This is a genomic window from Clostridium sp. BJN0013, from assembly GCF_040939125.1.
Taxonomy (GTDB): domain Bacteria; phylum Bacillota; class Clostridia; order Clostridiales; family Clostridiaceae; genus Clostridium_B.
In genome coordinates, this window is sequence record NZ_CP162495.1 from 1,912,937 (window position 1) to 1,933,839 (window position 20,903).

Here is a 20,903-nt window from a genome sequence, read left to right on the forward strand (position 1 = left end):
ATATGTTTAATTTTATTTCATTAGTGTTTTTAGGTACAGCAGGTATAATTGCAGGAATAGTTTATGGATTTTTAAAGTGTGCCTTAAGCTATTTTAAAGCTTTCAACTATAGTTTTAATAGAAAATATTCACTGAAAACCAAGGCAAAATTGGGAGAACCTGCAGTGGAAAAATATTTTTTTAATAAACAGTATGAGGATTTGTCAAATACTTATGAAAGTGCAAAATCCATCAACAGTGGTAATATTTTAATGTTAAAAAGCCAGATGGAAACGAAATCATATTTTACATATTACAGGGTAAAAACTGCTCAAAAGGTAATATATATATTAGGTAATTTAATAAACGTAATCTGTGTTTCAATACATTTTTTAATAGTAACCATTATAAGTATGCCCATTTACCTGTTTTATTTTATAGTGTTATGTGGTGAAAAGTTTAAATTTAAAAAAGGAAAAATAGGAGGAGTGTGTCCAAGCTGTCTAACCAGGTTTGATATACCTTATTATATATGCCCAAATTGTGGAAGAGTTCATAAAATGCTAACTCCAGGACCCTATGGTATAATTAAAAGAAAGTGCAAGTGTAAAGAAGTAATTCCCTGCACTAATTTAGGAGGAAGATTTAAGCTTCAGGCTATATGCCCTGTATGTGGAAAAGATATTGAAAGCAGAGAATCCTCTCCTATATGTATACCTGTTGTAGGACCGGAATATTCAGGGAAGACTTCCTTTATATATTCTGCTATAAATACCTTAAGGGATCATATTTCAAGAGAAAAAAAGTGGAATGTAGCATTTTTAAATCAAGATTGTGAGGATGAAATTAAAAAGTGTTTAGAATCTTTTAAAAAAGGTATTCCACCTAAAAAGACTGATAACAGTCATACAGAGGTATATAATATTTTTATACATTCACCTAGATTTTTCAATAAAAAACTTTTATATTTTTATGATATTGCAGGGGAATATTTTAATTCAAGGGCTAATATAAGGACACAAAAACATTATAAGTATATAGAAGGTTTGATTTTTGTCATGGATCCCTTGTGCATGGCTCAGGGGGAAAGGTATATTAAAAAAGATGAATCTGTAAAAAGTAGGTTCAGAGATATAAAAAATATACATGATTTTATAGATCGTTTTATACTTGGATTAAGGGAAATTAATCAAATCGAGCCTAAGAAACTTATTACAATACCTGCTGCAGTTGTAATAAATAAAATGGACTTGTTTGGGTATAGTGGACCTATAGAAGATTTTCTTCGGGAACTAGGAGAAGATGCCATAATAAAAAAATTTGAATATAACTTTGCAAATTATAAATTCTTTTCCTGCAGCCTGTTTCAATATGAAAAAACTGCTACAGCAGAAGTTGTAAGCTGGATTTTAAGTGAAGCAAATAGTGAGCTTAAATAAGGAGTGTATTATTGTGAAGAGCAAAACTAAATGGACTTTAGTTGTAATTTTAATATGTGTGCTTCAGATGTTTTTTATTCCTTTTTCAGGGGTTGGAGCAGAGGAGGCTTCTAAAGGTACCAGCATGGATGTGATTTTTGCACTTGATTCCAGTGGTTCCATGGCAGAAAGTGACCCTGAAAAAATACGGGAGGAAGCCATAAAGATGTTTCTTGATATGGGTCAGATTCAAGGTAACAAGGCAGGTCTTGTAGCTTATTCAGACAGCATAGTGAGAGAACATAATTTAGACAGTATAAATTCATCGGAAGACAGAGACAGAATAAAGAGTATGGCCTCTAATATTTCTCTTGGGCAGAAAACAGATACAGGCAGGGGACTTTTAGAGGCAGTAAAATTAATGGAAAGTGGCCATAAAAGTGGAAACAATCCGGTTATAATTTTATTATCCGATGGGAAAAATGATCCTGAAAGGAGTCAGGATGAGTCTTTAAATGATTTAAAAAATGCCCTTCAAATCTGTAAAAGTAAAGGTTACCCTGTATATACCATAGGACTTAATTATAATGGAACCGTAGATAAAACTCAGCTTGGTGACATATCCAGTTCAACTGGAGGTAAAAACTACATAACAAATACAGCCTCGGATCTTCCTGCCATCCTTACAGATATATATGCAGATAATTCAAAGCTTAAGGTTCAAGATGGAGGTACCATTAAAGCTAATGGGGATTTCCAGGAATTAAAGGTTAACATCCCCAATTCAAATGTACTTGAGGCCAATATATCAATGCTTTCAAGTACTCCTGTAGAAGTGAAACTTTTAAATCCTTCAGGAAGTGAGGTTTCCATACCTTCTGAAAATACCCTGTTTACCTCATCTAATAAATATTCAATGCTTAAACTTATCAACCCTGTAAAGGGACAGTGGACAGTTAAGGTTAAAGGAGTAAGTGGAAATGATATAAAAGTAAGTTATATATTTAACTATGATATTCAACTGAAGGCAGCCTTTACCCCTGAAAATCCAGGTAAGGGAGACAAGATGAAGATTGAAGCTTATTTTACCAGTAATGGAAATAAGGTTACAGATGAGGAACTTTATAAAAATGCAGGGGCAAAACTCATTGTTAAAAATTTAAAAGACAGCTTGTCTAAGGAAATACCTTTAATTTCAGAGGACAATTTATTTAAAGGTGAATATTCCTATTTGGAAGAGGGAAAATATGAGCTTAAGGTAAGAGTAGATGGAGACAGCTTTTATAGGGAAAGCAATACCCTGGTTATAGGAGATAATACTGGTGTGGGGACGCCTAAGGCCCAGCCAAAATCCTTTATTAAAAACCCAATAATTTTAACTGTAATTGGAATTATACTGGCAGCTATTTGTATTTATATAATTATTATAGTGATAAAGAAAAAACGTATCAGAGGCTTTGGACGCATAGAGTTAAACATAAGGGATGAGAATACCGGTGAAGCTTTATCTCCGCAATTTAGAAATTTAGACAACTACACAGGAAGCTTTACTCTATTTGATGTATTGGGGCTTAAAGAAGAATATGCAGAAACTGAATCCATCAAATTTATATTTAAAAAGGATGACAGCATAGAACTAATTAATAAGTCAAACTGTACCCTTCAAAGGTCAGGAAAAATATTGGAAAATAACTCCGGCATAATACTTTATAATGGAAATAAAATAAAAGTGTTTTTAAATAAAGTTCCAAAAAGCATACTGGTGGAATTTCATGCTAAATAGGTTAAAAGGTAAACTTATATGAAGGGAAGATAAATTATGAACAGTAGAATTAGAGAACATCTTCAAGACCTTGAAGTAAGCAGGGGAGGAGGAATTATAAGCGATAAAATACGTATAGAAACCATACCAAATCCCATGCTTATAATAGGACTTGGAGGAACTGGCATAGATGCAATGCTTAGATTGAAATATCAAATCAACAAAAGATTTATCCTGGAGGAGGATACTATTTCAAATACAAGAAAAGATAAGCCCAAAAAAGTAGAATTTTTAGGCTTTGAAACCAACCAGGGAGAAAAGAATAAAAGATATCCTGGAAATGGGGGGGTGGGACTTGACCCTCAAAGTGAATTGGTCATGCTGTCAAATGCAGAAATAAGATCTATTTTAAAAGATCGTAAAATATTGGATGACTGTATAAAGGAGTGGCTGTCACCGGAGCTGTCTTCTGAAAGTGGTACCGATGGTGCAGGAGGGGTAAGACAGGTAGGAAGACTTTTACTATTTACAAAAATCAATGAAATTGTTGACTGTATTGAAAAGAAAATAAGATTACTGCAGGAAGACAAAGAAGAAACTCTTCATGTATTTATACTTTCCGGACTTTCAGGGGGAACTGGCAGTGGTACTTTTATAGATATAGCCTATATAGTAAGGGGAATAATGAATAATATATATGGCTCAAAAGGTGATGACAAGGTAAATATAATGGGATATTTATTTACTCCTGATGTAAATTTGTCGAGGTCTGCGGATAATCAGTCTTCACAATCCTATATTATAAAAAATGGTTTTGCAGCACTTAAAGAGTTGGATTATCTCATGGGTATAGGAGACAGACACGAGAGATTCACACAGAAATACAGAAACAGACTTACTGTAGATTCACCAATGCCCCCTTTTAATTTGTGTCATTTGATTTCTGCCACCAATATAGATGGAAGACCCATGAGTAATGCCTATGATTACTGTATGAATGTTACAGCGGAAAATATTGTTAATTTCATGTCCAGTGAAGTAAGGGAATCCGGTGGAGTATTTGCAATACAGGATTATATAAGTAATTTAAAACAAAATACTGATAACATGGCAAAGCCCTATATGTCAAACTACAAATATGTAATTATAGGAGCATCTTCTGCAGTACTGCCTCTGGAAGAAATAACTACATATCTTGCCTATAAACTTTTTGAAAAAATGCAGTATATATTTCATAATATTCCAGAGGAAAATGAAGTGGATAAGTTTATAAAAAGGCTTAATCTGGACGAGGATGGTGTAATTGAAAGATTTGAAGAGCAGGTTCAAAACAGGAAGCCAATAACAGGGTACAAAGATAGAGAAAAATACAACTATAGCAATGTAATAAAAAAACAATCAGTTAATATTGATGAGGAAATGAAAGAATATTTAAGAGACTGTATAAATGAATATAATAAAGTGAAAGTTCAATATCCAGGACAAATTCAAAAAGAAGTACGGGAATTGGTAGATGGAATTTTTAAAGATCCAAAAAGAGGACCTTTTTATGCATCTAGAATTTTATTTTCCAAAGGCTTTTGTGTTATAAAGACATTGGAGGTAGAAATTACATTCCTTAAGGAAAGATTGTCTAATATATCCCGGGAAATAAAGTTAAAAAAGGAACTAGCTGAGGATAAATTTATACAGGCTAAAAAAGCAATTTTGTTCACCAAAGAGGGTAGAAAAAATGATTTCATAGAAGCAAAAAGTGAGGAGTATATATTAAAAGCAGAAGAAGAAAGAATCATAAGAATGATAGAGTTCTATGAAAAAGTAATTGAAAATTTAAGCCAATTAAATAATAGAATATACAAGGTATATACAGATATATTAAATGAATTAAATAAAATATTTAAAGAAGACGGGGATATACTGGCAAAAGGTGAAGAAATAGAAGGGGCTCTTGGAAGGACTTATTCCTGGACGGTAGTTAGGGTGCCGGATTTAACAGACTATATAGAGAGGGTTGTAAACAAGGAAACTGCAGATGAACTGGTGAGAAAATTCTCCTATAAACTTTTGGAAGAATCCCAGAAGTGGCTGGATGAGGTTCACATAGATGTGGTGGGCTCAATTTCAAATTTTGTCTCTGAAGAGTACGGAAGTGTAATAACCCAGTCCATGGAGGAATTTTTATCTCTTGAATATGGAGAAGATAAATCAATTATCAGCATAATAAAGGATAAAATAGCACCAAAACTTGATAAGGATGCAGTTCCTATTTTCCATATAAATAATATGGAAGCTTTGAATTTTCCTACATGGAGCATGGTTTCAGTACCTACAAACGCCAAAAAGATTCTTGAGGGAATTAAAGAGTATAAGAGAAATTCCCATAAGGGTGATTCTATTAATATTAAAAAAAGTACAGTGACTAACAGGATATTCTGGCTTAACACCAAAAATGGAGTACCTCTTTATTCCTATGCCCCTATAAAGCATTATGAAGAAATTTATGAAAAAACACTATTTGAAAGAGATGGAATAGGAAGACACTTATATCAAAGTGAAAATAAAAACTGGATATATCTCCCTTCACCTATTCCAGAGCAGTCCTGGGGTACAACTTATGTAAATGAAAGGGTAAAGAACTATAATGAGGAGGTAAGAGGCCTTTTTAAAAGGGCAATGGAACTTGGATGTATAGTAGATACGGAAAAAGGAAGCAATGAAAGATATAAATGTATTATTACAAAAAAGTTTAATATTGATGAATTTATGAATCAGTACAGTATTGATATGCAGGAAGATAAACCTAATGTAGGGGAAATAAAAAGGGCAATATCGGATATTGAAAAACTTTTGGAAGAGGGAATTACCCCTGTGGAAAACCATGATATGCAGAAATATTATATATTTGAAAGCAGTGATGAGGAAAAGGCACAAAATAATCTTATAAGAACTCCTGAACTTACCAAACTTTTAAGAGGAGAAGTAGAAAAATATGAAACAATTCTGGCTAAGAAAGAGGAGCTTTGTAATATAATAGAAAATTTAAGCAAGTCTCAAGCAGATATGGATAATTTTATAAGGGCTTTATATACAGATACTATAGCGAAAAAGGGGGTATTTTATGTTTACAATGGAGGAGAAGAGAGTAAAGTAAGTATAGAACCTTTTATAAACACTTTAAAACAAAAGGAATATCAGCATGAAGCTATATTTAGAAAATATGTTTCACTAGATGAAAGAGATAAGGTAATTATAGATGTAACCTCTGATAGAAGGCTTGAAAATCTTTCAATGGAGGAGAATACTAAAACTCTTATTTTAAATATAGATACTCTCCTAGAAACTTTTAAAGATTGTGTTCGGGAATTGGATATCAGAAAATATCAACTGGTAAATGGAGATGAACTTTTTGCTTTCTACAATGAAATACTTTCAAGGCTGCAGGAAGTAAGAAAACAATTGGAACAATAGTTTTGAAGGTAAGGTTAGGCCTTGCCTTCCATTTCCTTAGGAGGAATTTTTATGGAGCATATGTTGAAGAGTTTCAAGGAAGAATATGATTCAGTAATTCACAGAAGAATTTATCATGGTAAAGGAGGAAGGAGTGTAAATAATCCTATACTTTTTGTATTTTTGGGAGAAGGCGTCAAAGAAGCATATGAACATATAGAAAGCAGTATAAGGCAACAATGGGACAATGGAGAAGGTATAGCCTTTATAAATATTACTGTAGATAATGTAGAGGATAAAGACAACTCCTTTAATTTTCAATTTGAATTTGATCTTGAAGATAAAAAGTGTTTGAGAAAAAATATCAGAGAAAAATTTTATAATGATAAGGAAAATCTGGAATATTTAAATAAAAAAATAACAATGGCAAGAGATAAAATACTATCCAATGGAAGTTTGTTTAATTCTTTTGAAAATATAAGTATTTCTGTAATTACTGCTTCAGATGATCCTTTTAATATAATAGTTCCAGAAATAACTTTGCTTATAAGAAAAAAGATGATGGAAGTATTTAAGACAGGTACTTTAGATCTTTATATTCTCATAAGGGAAAAAAATATGGAAGATGAATTTTTTTCCAGGGCAGTTTCGGTAAGCTTTTTTAGGGAAGTAGAATATATGCAAAGTGATAATTTTAATTTTAATGAAAAAATAGATGTGTACGGAGAGGGTAGGGAGCTTTCTGTAAGTTTTAAGGGAGCTGTATTTTATATGACCTACGTCCTGGAAGAAAAAAATGAAAAGGGCATAATACCAGAGAGCTCCATGGTCAATAATTACGAAATAATATCCTATATTAACCTTATAAAAAATAAAAGTATAAATATTGATAGTTTTGCAAATACGGAAAATCAGCATTACGATAATGCAAGGTTCAAAGCAAATATATTAAGGGAAGGTTTTATAAACAGATATGTTACCGCAGGGCTTTCTAAAGTGAGGAGACCAGGAGGTGCCATTTGTATAACAGTACTTAAGGCTTTTTACGAAAGAATTATAGATAAATTGAATGAATTCTCTATAAAAAAAGTGGAATTTATAACTGAAATCTTAAAAATAGACGAGTCAGGTTTAAATCTAACAGTGGATAATATTTTACCAAAGCACATATCTGTAATGGATATGAAAGGCATTATGATGTCACCTATTTCAAGACTGGAAAGATTTACTTTAAAACAAATTGAAGAAAAGTTGTATAGAGATAGATGTAAAAATTTTTTTAAGGAAAATTTTATAAAGCCTTCGGAAAATAATCTGGAAGCCATAAATTTTGAGGCACAGATTAAAGCTTTAGTAAAGAAAAATATAATAGATAACACTAAGTTAGGATTATACTGTGCTTTAAAGTGGACAGGGGAAGAAGGAGAGACAGTAAAATATTTAAGAGATAAAATAAACTCTATGGATATGCTTATAAATAACATAAAAAATGAAGTCAATAACCTATATGAATCAAGATTTATAGAAGGTTTCAGCCTTAAAAATATTTTTGTCAAAAGTAAAGGATTAAAGGAAGCAAAGAAAAAAATATTTAAGGAAATATATCCTAGAAAGCTTGAAATTTTAAAGTTAAGTATTTCAAAAAAAATTCTTAAACAATATGAATGTATTTTACTGGAAATCCATAATCAGCTTTTAGAAGAAATGGGAAAGCTTACCTGCATTGGAGAAGTAATTAATAAATATGAAGACAAAACAATAAAAGGTGAAGATGACTATGCAGCACAAAATGTAAAAGCTTATTATAAAAATGTGGTAAATAATATTTTGGATGATCTTGAAAAAAATTATGGTGAAGCTTTTTATCTGGAAGATAACTATATAGGAAATATTTCAATAGGATTAAGGGAAGGAAAGGAAAAAATACTTGAAAAAATGATACTGTTTTGCAATAAATATATTTTAACACAAGATGAATTTAACCAATCCTTTGAAGAAGAGTTCAATAAAAGAACCAATATTAGTCTTTCCGACTATAATCTAAAGGTACTTTCCAGGGAGGAACTTTACCGTAAACTTTACAATATGCTTGAGGATAATTCTGCCCTTAAAAGCCATATTATGAATTATGACGTAAAGATGTACCAGGAGAAATATTTTTTTGGAGATTACAGCAGTGATTTTATAAAATATGCTTTTGATTTTGACAGAAAAACGAGAAACTATAAAATAGGATATATACATGAAATAAAAAGCAGCGGTATTGAAAAATTAAATCTAATGGGAGGATTCGGGGCAAAGGATATTATTTATATAAAATCTTCTATTGAATTTTATGATTATTGTCTGAAAAAGGGATACCTGCTTCATGGTATTGATATAAACCTATTGCCTCATATAATTTAGATTTTGAATCATCTAAAGGAAGGTAATGTTATGAAAATAGTTGAACTTTTAGATAATAAAGATGAAATATACAATATAAGTTGGGAACTGGATAGGGATAAATTTACTATAAGATGGAGATGGCCCAAAGATATTGATATAGTGTATATAGTAAAAACAAATACCCTGGATAATTTTTCTCTAGATAATATAGATAAAAATAATGTTAAATTATATACTAGGGAGGAATATAGAGAATTTAATGGATACTGTGAAGCTGTAAGAGAAATAAGCCAATATACATATTATATTTTTCCTGCAGTTGAAAAAGAAGATGAGATCTTGCTTTTAAAACAGGAAAATGGCAAAAACAAAGTATTGATAAACACGGGAAAACCTAAAATTTATTATGAAATAAGGCAGATAAAACCTTTGAGAAGTTTTTTTTCCAAGGAAAAAATATTACAGATTATTATAGATTCAGAAGCAGCTTTAAATAAAGATGTGTTATGCTATGTGAAAAAGTTAAATTTTTATCCACTTAATAAAGAAGATGGTATAGCTTTTGATTTTATTGACAATATTTCTGCAGGAAAAAATGTTATGCCAAAGATAAGGGTGGGAAAAAATGAGTATGTAAAAGTTTTTATAAAAGATACAGATAAATATGGCAGTGCCTATACTTTAAAAGGAAAGTAAAAATAATATCTGGCAAGTTTAATTTTCTTTGCAGGAAAGGAGCAGGGTTTATGGGCTTTTTAAAAATTTTTTCTGGAAACAGAAAAAAACAAAATAATGATTATATAAAAGCAACTTATGAAAAGGGGCCTTTTATGATAAAATGTCCTTTTTGTTTTAAAAAGTTTAAAACTGATCAGGTGATTTTTAGGGCCTCTCACTTTGAAAAGGGAGATCCTGAATATGAAAAAACAGTAGATGAAGTGCTTAATGAATACAATAAAAAGATAGGAAAAGGGCTGCTTGGAGAAATAAACCCTGTAGTCAGGGCAGAAAGTCTTCCAGAGAGCAGTAAAACAAGGGTGGATAAAGTGCTTATAGAAATTAAGGATAAGTACGATATAAGTACTAATGAAAGGCTGTGTCCCCACTGTCACAATGAGCTTCCCATAACCTCGGGAAGAGGACCTTCTAAAATTATTTCCGTTGTAGGGGCTTCCCAGGCAGGAAAATCTGTATACATGACAACTCTTTTATATGTTCTTGAAAGATATACCTGTGAAAGAATAGGTGCTTCCATAATTGCAGGAAGTTCCACATATAACGATGAAATAAGAGAAAATCAGGAAAGAATTTTTGACAGAAATATAATGCCGGACCCTACCCCAAAACAGCATATGGAACCACTTATAGAAAATTTTAAATTTAAAGATGATAAAATACCACCAATTACCCTCATTTTTTATGACGTACCTGGAGAGGGTATGACGGACAAGGGGTATATAGAAAAACACGGAGAACATATAAAGAATTCCGACGGTATAATATTTCTTGTAGATCCCCTGCAGATGAGGGCTCTAAGAAAAAAGATAAATATTGCAAACAGGGAATTTAAAGGAGATTTTACAGAAAAATATCAAGAATCAAAAGATATAATTGTATATTTATTTGAAAATTTTATATCTAAGCAGTCAAGAGAGAGAACCCCTATACCTACGGCGGTAGTGATAACTAAAAGTGATATGCTGAAAAATTTAAATGATGAAGAATACATAAGTAAAAACAGTAATATATTTAAAAATTACAACCACAGAAAGTTTTTTAATTTAAATGAATTTGAAAATATTGACGGTGAAGTGAGAAAATTTTTAGCCAGGGTAGACAGTGCTTTCAAAGGAGCTATGGATACATATTTTAAAACTACAGGATACTTTGCAGTATCATCTTTGGGATGTAATCCTCATAACCTTCAAATAGACAGCAGTACAAGTATAAATCCCGTGAGAGTGGATGAACCTTTTTTGTGGCTGCTTTACTGCATGAATTATTTAGATGGGGGAAGAGAGTAAAATGATTGAACAACATTATTACACAAGGGATAGAAAAGGAGTTTTCAGTAAGACCCCAGGCTATGATACTGTAGCTAAAAGTTCTGGACTTGAAAATGAATTTATAATAAACACTCTTCAGAATTTATGTTTTTATGAAGCTCCTGCTCAGCTTGCAGGAGAAGAGGACATACTTAAATACCCTGTGGCACTGTTTTGTGCAAATACAGGAAATAAAATGATAATTGGTGTATCTGCCTTTGGGGGAAAAGACTATACAGGGCAGAGAAATCGTTATTTTACCCACAGTTATATAATTCCAGAAGAAGAAAGAGAAAATTATATAGAAAACCCCGAAAAAATAATATATGCTTCAGGATTTGTAAAGGATTATGATATAGAAGAAGGAAACACCCTGGAGCAGATAAGTAAAATTCCACTAAATAGTCAGGATGACTGCTTCAATTCTATAGAAGACATGTTTTCTGCAGTCAATATGAATAGGGAAGTATTTGAGGATTTAATTAAAGCTTGTTTTAAGTCAGTTAAATACTGCAGAAAAATATATATTGTACTGGATGTGGATTACAGCCATATAAATTCTACTTCAAAGGGAATACTTAAATATCTATATAGGGTACTTCCCTTTGAAGTAAGGAGAAATTTAGGCTTTATAACTTATATGAAAGAACCTAAGATAAAAGATCCAATAAATATTATATTTTTGGCCAGGGGAAGTATAAAGAGACTTTCTACAGAAATAAAGGCAGGTTATATATTTGATCTTTCAAAGGAAGATTTTTATTTAGATGATATTGACCATGAAAAACATGAATTTATAGAGTTAACTTGAAAGAAATTCAGGTGTTTTTGAACATGACAAAAAGACCTATTAAAATGAGGTCAAAAAAAGAGACTTATATTATTTATAATTAAAAATCAACTTATTTTCGGTGATATCTCTTGACTTACTTTTGTTACTTCAAAGCCTTGAGCTTGAAGAAATAAAATAATTCTATCTATATCAGGTTGAAAATGTCGAGAAGTGTTTTCTCTTTTTAGATATTTTTCATAAATAGAATTATCAAAGGCTTCATTTTTTAAAAGCATATTATAAATACAGGTTAAAAGCATTCTTGCTATAGCAATAATTGCTCTTTTGTGCCCACGTCTTTTCTTTATACTTTCATAACGATATTTAAAGTATGGGCAGGACTTGTTTTTTATTGCTGCATTAGCACACTGAATAAGTATTGGCTTTAAATAAGCTCCGGCACGGCTTATACGAACACTTTTCTTTTTGCCAGCACTTTCATTATTTTGTGGTGTAAGACCTGCCCAAGAACACAGATGTTTAGCATCTGGAAAGACTGACATATCCACTCCAATTTCAGAAATTATAGTTGTAGCAGATTGTGTAGTTATCCCAGGGGCAGAAGCAATAAGCTCAATTTGTGACTTAAATTCACTTGAAATTAATGAAATGGCAGTATCAAGTTGAGAAATACAATTGTTAATATAATCATAATGATTCAAGCATACAGACATCTTTGCTGTTTGATTTTTAGAGATGCTTCCTTGCATAGCAATCTTAATTTCGTCAGCCTTAGATAACATACTCTTGTGTAGAAATTGAGTATAGTCTATATCTAATTTATCAGGATGCTCCATGGCATATTTAATTATAGCTGATGATGATTTACCAAAGGTATCTGATACTACGCTTGAAATCATGATATTTGAAACTGTTAATGAATTTTGGAATCTGTTTTTCTCACTTGAACGGAAATTTGTAAGTTTAAAGCGATAGCGCATAAGGTCTCGTAGTTCTCTTATGGCCTTTGGAGGAATAAAACTTCCTTTAACTAATCCATGCTTATGTAAGTCTGCAAGCCATAGAGAATCTTTTTTATCAGTTTTTTTGCCGGGAATGTTTTTAACGTACTTTGGGTTAGCCAGAGTAATATTACAGGAATCTTCAAGTATGTTATAGATAGGTATCCAGTACTTTCCGGTGCTTTCCATACAAACTTCTTTACAGTTATGCTCAGATAACCACTCTTTTAAATGGAAAAGATTCTTTGAGTAAGTACTGAATTGTTTGGTTGCATAGGTAGTGATGTTATTCTCATTGGTTGATGTTACAGTTGCAACTACAAATTTTTTGTGAACATCAATACCGCAACAAATAGAATAAACGATTTTTAACATTTATATCACCTACAAATAAAAAAATAAAGTACACAGGTGTTGACTGAATACTCATACTTTTAAACGGTCTTTGTTTAAACAAAGATTAACTTACGTGCCCTAGGGCACACTTATTTGTACTTAAAAGAGTAATCGGCACATGTTATTATACGGATTACAGTGAAGTGCAATCACACTCACCCCGCCGTGCTCTGTAGTACACCTGTATACTTGTCTATATTATTCACAGTAATTGGTAATTTTAATCACTCTTTCATTAATTTTTGTGCCTTGAGCACAGCGAAAGGAATGAATGTTATTATGGATAACATTGAAAATATAGAGAAATTAAAAAAAATTTTTTCTATGGTGGATAGTGCTCTTTTAGAAGATAGATTAAATATATGTGAATATGATGGATTTTTTAAAGAACCCATTCAGGAGGAAAAAGAGGTACCTTTGGAAAATTCTACAATGCCTTTAGTAAATAAAAATAGTAATTTCTCTTTTAAGGGTACTTTTAAAAAAATTTTTGCTTTTTTAAAGAATAAGTAAAATTTAAAAAGTTATTTTGGGTAAATGAGAGGAGATAGTAATTTGAGCAAGAATTATCAAGAACTAATTTTAAATTAAGTATATAAAATTAAGTATATAGTTAATATATCTTCTTGAAAGGAAGGTGTGTGGAAGTAATAAATCAAATAATGTTATAAGTATCAGAACATACAATTAGTGTAGGTCAGTCAGGGAGTGCCGCTTCATATGTTTTAATAAAGTCTATTTGCAAATTTAAAAAGAAATGATTAAATACATCAAATATGCTACTTACTAAAGTTCTTACCTCACCTTTGGAATGATTATTACCACATTCTCCTAAAAATGCTCTGTTTTCATCAGAATTTGGGACTTCTGCTTTACTTCCGTCAACAGCAAACACTAGATAGTTATTCCATAATATTGGCTCGGTAGAGTGATAAAAATCCTTGAGATATTCCCTGTTCAAAAATGAAAAAACTTTGTAGTAAACACCCCTACTTTATTCTCAAAAGCCAATGAATATTAGTGAATGTTTATGCAAAGAAGTAAGACGCATACCTTGCTTCTTTGCTAACAAATTATATTATATGGATAATACCACCATTTGAGCATTATACTTATACTACCGATATATTATTCTGTTTGCTCTTTTCTGGCATTCATTTCGCTCAATGCCTTTGTTAACAATGGTGAAGCTATATATAGTGCTTTGAGATTATCCCTAAGCATCGTATGCTGCCAAGTGCCTTGCTTTAATTTTTTCTGGGCTTTCTCACTCTTGCTAATCAGTGAAGCTATTGGTGCAAGCGCTTTTTCCAAGTCTTCTTTCGTAAATTTATCTGTTACATCATTCTCTGCTAATTCATTTATTATTAATGACGAGGCTGCATAAAGCGCTTTGCTCCTGTTCCTTTGCAACGTGTACTGGGAAGTACCTTGTGCAAATTTTTCTTGTGCTTTCTCACTCCGCTCAATCATTGAAGCTATAACTCGGAGTGCTTCCTCCATATCTATCTTCGTGGAATCATCCATAAACTCAAACTCCTCACAACATATAAATTTGCCACACCTACACGCATTATAATCATAATTATCTATTGTAAATATTATATCAGAATTATTGACTTTTGAGTAGAACGAATAATTATTAGACAATATTCAATCAGAAAATGTTTTATAGACTTTGTCAATACCTCCATGTTGGCTCAAAGTGCCGAGACAAGATTCGCAAAGTCTTGACAATATTGTCGTTCCCTTTCACGAATGGTAAAATATAGGCAGAACCAAGCCAAGAAAGGGGTTGCTATTATGAAGGTCATACTAAAAATCTTGCGATACCGTTCATTATTGCGTTGAGCATCACTGTCGCATCTCTGTATTCCATTTTCTGTGTTTCTGAATGGATATGTACGGCTGCCGCTGTCCTACTTGCCACGTTAGGAGCAGTAACGTTTATTACAGGCGGCTCTGCTTTTAGCATCTTTATCGTGAATTTCGGGCCAAGTTGGCCTGAAGTTGCAGGGTTTGGGGAGGCTCTCCAACAAGTAATTTTTTGTATGCGCTATTGACTTCAGAGTCAACGGATGCTATACTGAAATAGATATATTGACTTTTAAGTCAATAGAATATGAGGTTGGAGGTTATATTAATGGCGAGGAAGAAAGACGATGCCGAATTTATATGTGAATATAAAATCAAAGACCATAAAATTATAACTATGGAAGAAGAAAAACGTGAACGGGTTATCGCAGCAGCATTTAGAGAATTCAATAAAGGATACCATCTGGCAAATTTAGATGAAATAGCCAAGAAGGCGGGTATATCTAAGGGATTAATATTTCATTATTTTGGCTCGAAAAGGGGGCTTTTCCTGTTTCTCATTAAGTATTCACTGGACATTATTATTATGGAGTATAGAAAGGTTATTTTAGAAAGCAGTGACTTTCTTGAAAATATCAGGATTGTGTCAAAACAGAAACTAGAGATGTTCTTTCGTTACCCGCTTATGTTTGGGTTTCTGGTGAAAACCTACTCTGACTCAGCAGTGAAGGATGTTTTTCCGGAAGGGCTTCCGGGAGATTTGCCGCAATCGTCGCCCTTTATTGCGGTGCAGTTGGTCCGCCAAAGATCCAATCATGACAATATGCTGTTCAAGGATGATATTGACAGTGAAAAGGCACAAAACATCATTATGTGGACGATGCATGGCTACATCGACAGCTTGTTCCGGTATGGCGACGATGTTGACGCCTACAAGGCGCATTCTGAGGAGATGCTAAAAGAGCTTGACGAGTATCTGCAGATTCTTCGCAAAATCTTATATCGATAAAAGGAGGAAGATGATATGTTCATTGAGGTTACAACCTTAAAGAAAAGCTACACGACGGATGTGATTAAGACCGAAGTCTTAAAAGGAATCGGGATGAAGCTCGATAAGGGAGAAATCGGCGTCATTCTCGGGCCTTCCGGTTCTGGAAAATCCACACTGATGAATATCATCGGGGGTATCGATCGTGGCGACAGTGGACGGGTTTTCGTTGACGGTGTCGAGATCAACAATCTGAATGATGATAGGTTAACCGATTATCGGCGCGGGGACGTCGGTTTCGTCTTCCAGTTTTATAATTTGATTCCCAATCTTACAGTCGGGGAGAACATTGAAGTGGTATCCAATATAAGTAAATCACCTCTCGATACTGACGAAGTTTTAGCAGCAGTCGGTATGCAGGATAAAAAGCACCGCTTCCCCCGGGAGCTTTCCGGTGGTGAACAGCAGCGGGTATCCATTGCAAGGGCGATTGTCAAAAATCCGAAGCTGCTGCTTTGTGATGAACCAACCGGAGCACTGGATTTTCAGACTTCCCGCAGCATTTTGAAACTCCTGCAAGAGGTGAACAAGAAATACGGAACCACCATTTTGATGATCACCCACAACGCCGCCATTGCCGGTATGGCGAACCAGGTGTTCAAACTCAGGAGCGGTGAAATCGTGGAAGAATTGGTGAATGAGCAAATTGTTCCGGCGGAAAGGATTGAATGGTAATGGTCATCAATAAGAGAATCAAACGTATTTTTTTCGAGAACAAGGCGCAATATATCGGCTCCGTTTTACTGATTCTTTTAAGTTGCGTCCTGTTTACGGGCATGGTTTTAGTAGGCAGCAACCTAAAACGGCTAACGAATGAATTTGAAAACGGATATGTGCAGGAAGACGCTTCTTTTATAACTGACAAAAGCATAGACAGTTTACCTGAGCTTGAACTGGCGGGAGACGCGGTCATTGAGGAAGGCAAAAGCATCGATTATGTGCTTTCAGAGGGGATCACGCTGCGCGTTTTCACTAAAAATGATAAAATCAATATTCCGGCCATCATCGAAGGCAATGAACTAAACGGAAGCGGAGAAATCCTGCTCAACCCGGCTTTTGCCGCCGCCCAAAATTATAAAATCGGTGATGTGCTGACCATAATGGATAAGCAGTTTACGGTTGCCGGTTTTATGGCGCTGCCGAATTATATTTATCCGCTGAAATCAGAAACAGACCCTAACCTACGGACAGCTAATAACCATATAAATGGGAATTAAAATTTGTATAGAAATATTCTGAAAATAATAAAAAGCACCAATTCATAGTATAAAATTGATTTGCAGCACAATTTTACTAGAAAAGGTGGCTTATTATGATCAATGATCAAGAATATATTACTACAGAATTAAAAAAAATACTAGAAAAAATGATAATTTTATCATCATACCGTTTAAATAACTTAATAGCTATAGTTGTAGGAATAATAGTTTCACAGTCAGTTATATTATCCAAAATATCTCAAGAGCTGAAGGATTCCTATTCTTCAGGTACAGAAGAAAGTAAAATTAAAAGATTGAGAAGATTTTTAACTAACAAGGCTATTAATTGTGAGAAAATATATGAATTCTTCGCATATAGGTTACTACAAAAGTATAAAAGTCATTCAAAGAAAATATATATAATTTTTGATCACACAACTATTATAGATAAATTTGTTATATTACAGTTTTCTTTAAAAGTGGGAAGAAGGGCAGTTCCCCTGTGGTATAAGATGTTCTTATATAAAGATGAGGGAAGTAAAGATTTCAAGTATATTAAACAAGGACTTAATTTTATACATAAAATAGTAGTTCCCTATAATTTTGATGTTACAATTTTAGCAGACAGGGGATTTAAAAGTGTCGATTTGTTTAAGTTTATAGATAAGACTTTAAAATTCAAGTATTGTATCAGGTGTACAAAAAATTTAGAAATATCAATATGCGGTAAACCAAATATAAAAAAGCTGGGAAATATAATACCTTTAAAGGGAAAGACAAGACACTTTTACAATGTAAAATTAACATCTAAAAAATATATATGCAATCTGGCAGTCTGCAGGGCAGAAAGTTCTGATGATACCTGGTTCATAGCAAATAATTTAGAACAGACCTTTTCAATTAGAGAATATAAAAAAAGATTTGATATAGAAGAAATGTTTAAAGATTTTAAATCTGGTGGGTTCAATTTAGAAGGTACCTGGACACATAATATCCAGTATGCAAGAACCTTATATTTATGCATTTGTATAGCTTACTGCTGGATGATAACCCTTGGAACATCTTGTACAAAAGATAAGAAAAATAAACTTATTGGGGCTACAAAAACATTGAGAGACAAACAGGTAAGAATCTACAGCTTATTTAGGGCTGGAGTTAAATGGTTCAAAAGATGTTATTATTCTTTAAGAAATACCTATTATTTAAAAATTGCTTTTACATTATATGAATATTAGTTCCTTTTATTTACATTGACATAAAACACTGTTATAAGTATAAATTTATACTTACATTTTAATCAATTTATTCAATAATGATCAATTAGGAATATGATTAAATCCTTGAGTATAAACATCAACATCAATCATTATACTTTAATGGAATTTTATATAAATTTACTGTCCGTAGGTCAGGTGGTGATGATTGTTTTATATTAATTGATATCTGGAAAATAAAATGTGTATCCCCTCATCTTGTAAAAGTTGGGGGATTTGGTTAATTGTATCCTTAGGATAAAGGTATATTGACAATATATATTCTTCTAGTGTATTATAACTATAGTACACTAGAAGAATATATGAACAATATTATCTTGAAAATGGAGGGAAATTATATGATAGAAATAAAAAATGTCTCAAAGATTTATAATATGGGTAAAGAAAAGGTAATTGCACTGGATAATGTAAATTTAACTATTAAAGAAGGTGAATTTACAGCTATAGTAGGACCTTCAGGTTCAGGTAAATCTACTTTGATGCACCTCGTGGGAGGGCTTGATACACCTACCTCAGGAAGTATTTTTATAGATGGAAAGGATATAAGCAAGCTTAAGGATAAAGATATGTCAAAGTACAGAAATAAATCTGTGGGCTTTGTATTTCAATCCTTTAATCTTGAAAATACACAAACTGCCCTTGAAAATGTGATGATGCCCTTGATATTTTCTGGCATTGATAAAAGAAAGAGGAAAGTAAAGGCAGAAAAGGCTCTTGAAATGGTGGGACTTAAAGATAAAATAAAAAATAAGCCCACAGAGCTTTCTGGAGGACAGCGTCAGAGGGTGAGTATAGCAAGAGCCCTTGTAAATGAACCTAGAATAATTTTTGCAGATGAGCCAACGGGAAATTTGGATTCAAAAAATGGACAACTTATAATGAATCTTTTAAGTGATTTGAATGAGAGAGGGTATACAGTTATCATGGTTACCCATAATATGGAAGAGGCAAAAAGGGCAAGGAGAATTATAAGTATAAAAGATGGTAAAGTGCAGGAGGTAAAACAGGATGAAATTTAAAGACATATTAAAAGTGGCTTTAAATGGCCTTGGGAGCAGAAAAGGAAGAACCTTTCTCACTTCTCTGGCAGTTGCCATTGGAACTATGCTGATAGTGACTCTTGTGAGTATTGGAACCTCAGGTGAGAATTTAATTTTAAAAGAGGTGGATGTTTCACAGTTAAAGCAAATTCAGGTAATGAACTTTAAATATTATGATATGTATGAAACAGACTCTGGTGATATTGACATGAATGATATGTTCAAAAAGATTGGTGGAGATACCGTTGAGAAGTTTAAAGGTATAAAGAATGTAGAAAATGTACAGGCATTTGTAAATACATCTGCAGGAAGTATAAAGGTAGAAGATAAGGAAGATAATCAAGGAACTAAAATAACGGCACTTTACAATAATGATAATTACTTTACAGATGAAAAAATTACATCTGTTAGAGATAAAAATAAAGACAGCAGCTTAAAACCTATAATTGCAGGGAGAAATTTAGTGAAATCAGATAAGGAAGCATTACTTGTAAGCAAAAAATATCTGGACTCCATGGGCATAAAAAATTACAATGAAGTTCTGGGAAAGGATGTACTTATTACGCAGTCTAAAACCAATAATTCCAATATTACTCTGCAGCCTTTTCAGATTAAAGCAAAAATAGTTGGGATAATAGGAGATAAGTTCCATGAGGATGAAAGAATAATATCATCACTGGACATTGCTTCAGAAATTAGCAGTTATACTTCTCTTCAGAAGGATTACATAGAAAATTTGGGATATGACAGTGTAATTATATATACAAAGGATTCAAAAAATGTTTCTGATATAACAAATTCAATAAAAAAAATGGGGTATTTATATGTCAGCTATCAGGATATGATAGAAAAAATACAAAATTCATTTAAGGTAATAAAAGTAATACTTGCCCTTCTTGGATTAATAGTGTTGTTTGTTGCCAGCGTGGGTATTGTAAATACCATGACTATGGTTATATATGAAAGAACTAGATTTATAGGCATAATGAAGACATTAGGTGCGAATAGAAATAATATCCACAACATATTTATCACCCAGTCAGGAGTAATAGGATTTATAGGGGGTATAATGGGAATTGTATTTAGCAGTATAAATTTAAGCATAATCCAGTTTGCATTGAACATGTATATGAAAAGCAGGGATATAACACAATCTGTCAATTTGAATATGCCTCTTTGGCTTCCACTGGCTACTTTGGCCTTTTCAATTGCCATTTCCATAATATCAGGGATTTATCCGTCCAGAAAAGCTTCAAAGATGAATCCTGTAGATGCTTTAAATTCATAAGGAGGAGATT

17 protein-coding genes are annotated in these 20,903 nt (G+C 32.6%); 14 read left to right on the forward strand and 3 right to left on the reverse strand.

The window, feature by feature from the left end; translation table 11 throughout:
• Positions 1–2: 2 nt before the first annotated feature.
• The 7 genes from AB3K27_RS09935 to AB3K27_RS09965 are packed head-to-tail and all read left to right on the forward strand — an operon-like array spanning position 3 to position 11,850.
• A complete protein-coding gene (locus AB3K27_RS09935) occupies positions 3–1,418 on the forward strand; it encodes a GTPase domain-containing protein (protein WP_368491026.1) in 1,416 nt (471 codons plus the stop codon).
• A gap of 13 nt (positions 1,419–1,431) precedes the next feature.
• Positions 1,432–3,180: a VWA domain-containing protein gene (locus AB3K27_RS09940; protein WP_368491027.1), complete on the forward strand. Its 1,749-nt coding sequence runs from the start codon at positions 1,432–1,434 to the stop codon at positions 3,178–3,180.
• Between the two features lie 36 nt (positions 3,181–3,216).
• Positions 3,217–6,627 carry a tubulin-like doman-containing protein gene (locus AB3K27_RS09945; protein ID WP_368491028.1) on the forward strand — a complete coding sequence of 1,137 codons (3,411 nt, stop codon included), beginning with the start codon at positions 3,217–3,219 and terminating at the stop codon, positions 6,625–6,627.
• A gap of 51 nt (positions 6,628–6,678) precedes the next feature.
• Entirely contained in the window at positions 6,679–9,012 is a 2,334-nt protein-coding gene (locus AB3K27_RS09950) for a hypothetical protein (protein WP_368491029.1), read from the forward strand.
• A 30-nt stretch (positions 9,013–9,042) separates the two neighbouring features.
• Complete coding sequence (locus AB3K27_RS09955; protein ID WP_368491030.1) at positions 9,043–9,690, forward strand: hypothetical protein; 648 nt, start codon at positions 9,043–9,045, stop codon at positions 9,688–9,690.
• 50 nt (positions 9,691–9,740) lie between these two features.
• On the forward strand, positions 9,741–11,018 hold the full coding sequence (locus AB3K27_RS09960; protein WP_368491031.1) for a hypothetical protein: 1,278 nt from the start codon (positions 9,741–9,743) through the stop codon (positions 11,016–11,018).
• A gap of 1 nt (position 11,019) precedes the next feature.
• Positions 11,020–11,850, forward strand: a complete 831-nt coding sequence (locus AB3K27_RS09965; protein ID WP_368491032.1) for a hypothetical protein — start codon at positions 11,020–11,022, stop codon at positions 11,848–11,850.
• An 86-nt stretch (positions 11,851–11,936) separates the two neighbouring features.
• On the opposite strand, the gene AB3K27_RS09970 is transcribed toward AB3K27_RS09965, so the two are convergent.
• A complete protein-coding gene (locus AB3K27_RS09970; RefSeq protein WP_368488380.1) occupies positions 11,937–13,208 on the reverse strand; it encodes an IS110 family transposase in 1,272 nt (423 codons plus the stop codon).
• A gap of 270 nt (positions 13,209–13,478) precedes the next feature.
• On the opposite strand from AB3K27_RS09970, the gene AB3K27_RS09975 reads away from it, so the two are divergent.
• Positions 13,479–13,742, forward strand: a complete 264-nt coding sequence (locus AB3K27_RS09975; protein ID WP_368491033.1) for a hypothetical protein — start codon at positions 13,479–13,481, stop codon at positions 13,740–13,742.
• Positions 13,743–13,926: 184 nt separating this feature from the next.
• On the opposite strand, the gene AB3K27_RS09980 is transcribed toward AB3K27_RS09975, so the two are convergent.
• A complete protein-coding gene (locus AB3K27_RS09980) occupies positions 13,927–14,190 on the reverse strand; it encodes a hypothetical protein (RefSeq protein ID WP_368491034.1) in 264 nt (87 codons plus the stop codon).
• Positions 14,191–14,357: 167 nt separating this feature from the next.
• Positions 14,358–14,756 (reverse strand): hypothetical protein, encoded by a 399-nt coding sequence (locus AB3K27_RS09985; RefSeq protein ID WP_368491035.1) that lies wholly within the window; start codon positions 14,754–14,756, stop codon positions 14,358–14,360.
• A gap of 616 nt (positions 14,757–15,372) precedes the next feature.
• Between AB3K27_RS09985 and AB3K27_RS09990 the strand changes: the two genes are divergently transcribed.
• The 6 genes from AB3K27_RS09990 to AB3K27_RS10015 all read left to right on the forward strand — a co-directional run bounded on the left by AB3K27_RS09990 (position 15,373) and on the right by AB3K27_RS10015 (position 20,893).
• Positions 15,373–16,053 carry a TetR/AcrR family transcriptional regulator gene (locus tag AB3K27_RS09990; RefSeq protein ID WP_368491036.1) on the forward strand — a complete coding sequence of 227 codons (681 nt, stop codon included), beginning with the start codon at positions 15,373–15,375 and terminating at the stop codon, positions 16,051–16,053.
• Between the two features lie 15 nt (positions 16,054–16,068).
• Positions 16,069–16,767 (forward strand): ABC transporter ATP-binding protein, encoded by a 699-nt coding sequence (locus AB3K27_RS09995; protein WP_368491037.1) that lies wholly within the window; start codon positions 16,069–16,071, stop codon positions 16,765–16,767.
• Positions 16,767–17,309, forward strand: coding sequence for a hypothetical protein (locus AB3K27_RS10000; RefSeq protein WP_368491038.1), 543 nt, complete (start codon positions 16,767–16,769; stop codon positions 17,307–17,309). Before AB3K27_RS09995 ends, AB3K27_RS10000 begins: the two co-directional genes overlap by 1 nt.
• 95 nt (positions 17,310–17,404) lie before the next feature.
• Complete coding sequence (locus tag AB3K27_RS10005) at positions 17,405–18,526, forward strand: transposase (RefSeq protein WP_368491039.1); 1,122 nt, start codon at positions 17,405–17,407, stop codon at positions 18,524–18,526.
• A 377-nt stretch (positions 18,527–18,903) separates the two neighbouring features.
• On the forward strand, positions 18,904–19,584 hold the full coding sequence (locus tag AB3K27_RS10010) for an ABC transporter ATP-binding protein (RefSeq protein ID WP_368491040.1): 681 nt from the start codon (positions 18,904–18,906) through the stop codon (positions 19,582–19,584).
• A complete protein-coding gene (locus tag AB3K27_RS10015) occupies positions 19,574–20,893 on the forward strand; it encodes an ABC transporter permease (protein WP_368491041.1) in 1,320 nt (439 codons plus the stop codon). Before AB3K27_RS10010 ends, AB3K27_RS10015 begins: the two co-directional genes overlap by 11 nt.
• Positions 20,894–20,903 lie beyond the last annotated feature (10 nt).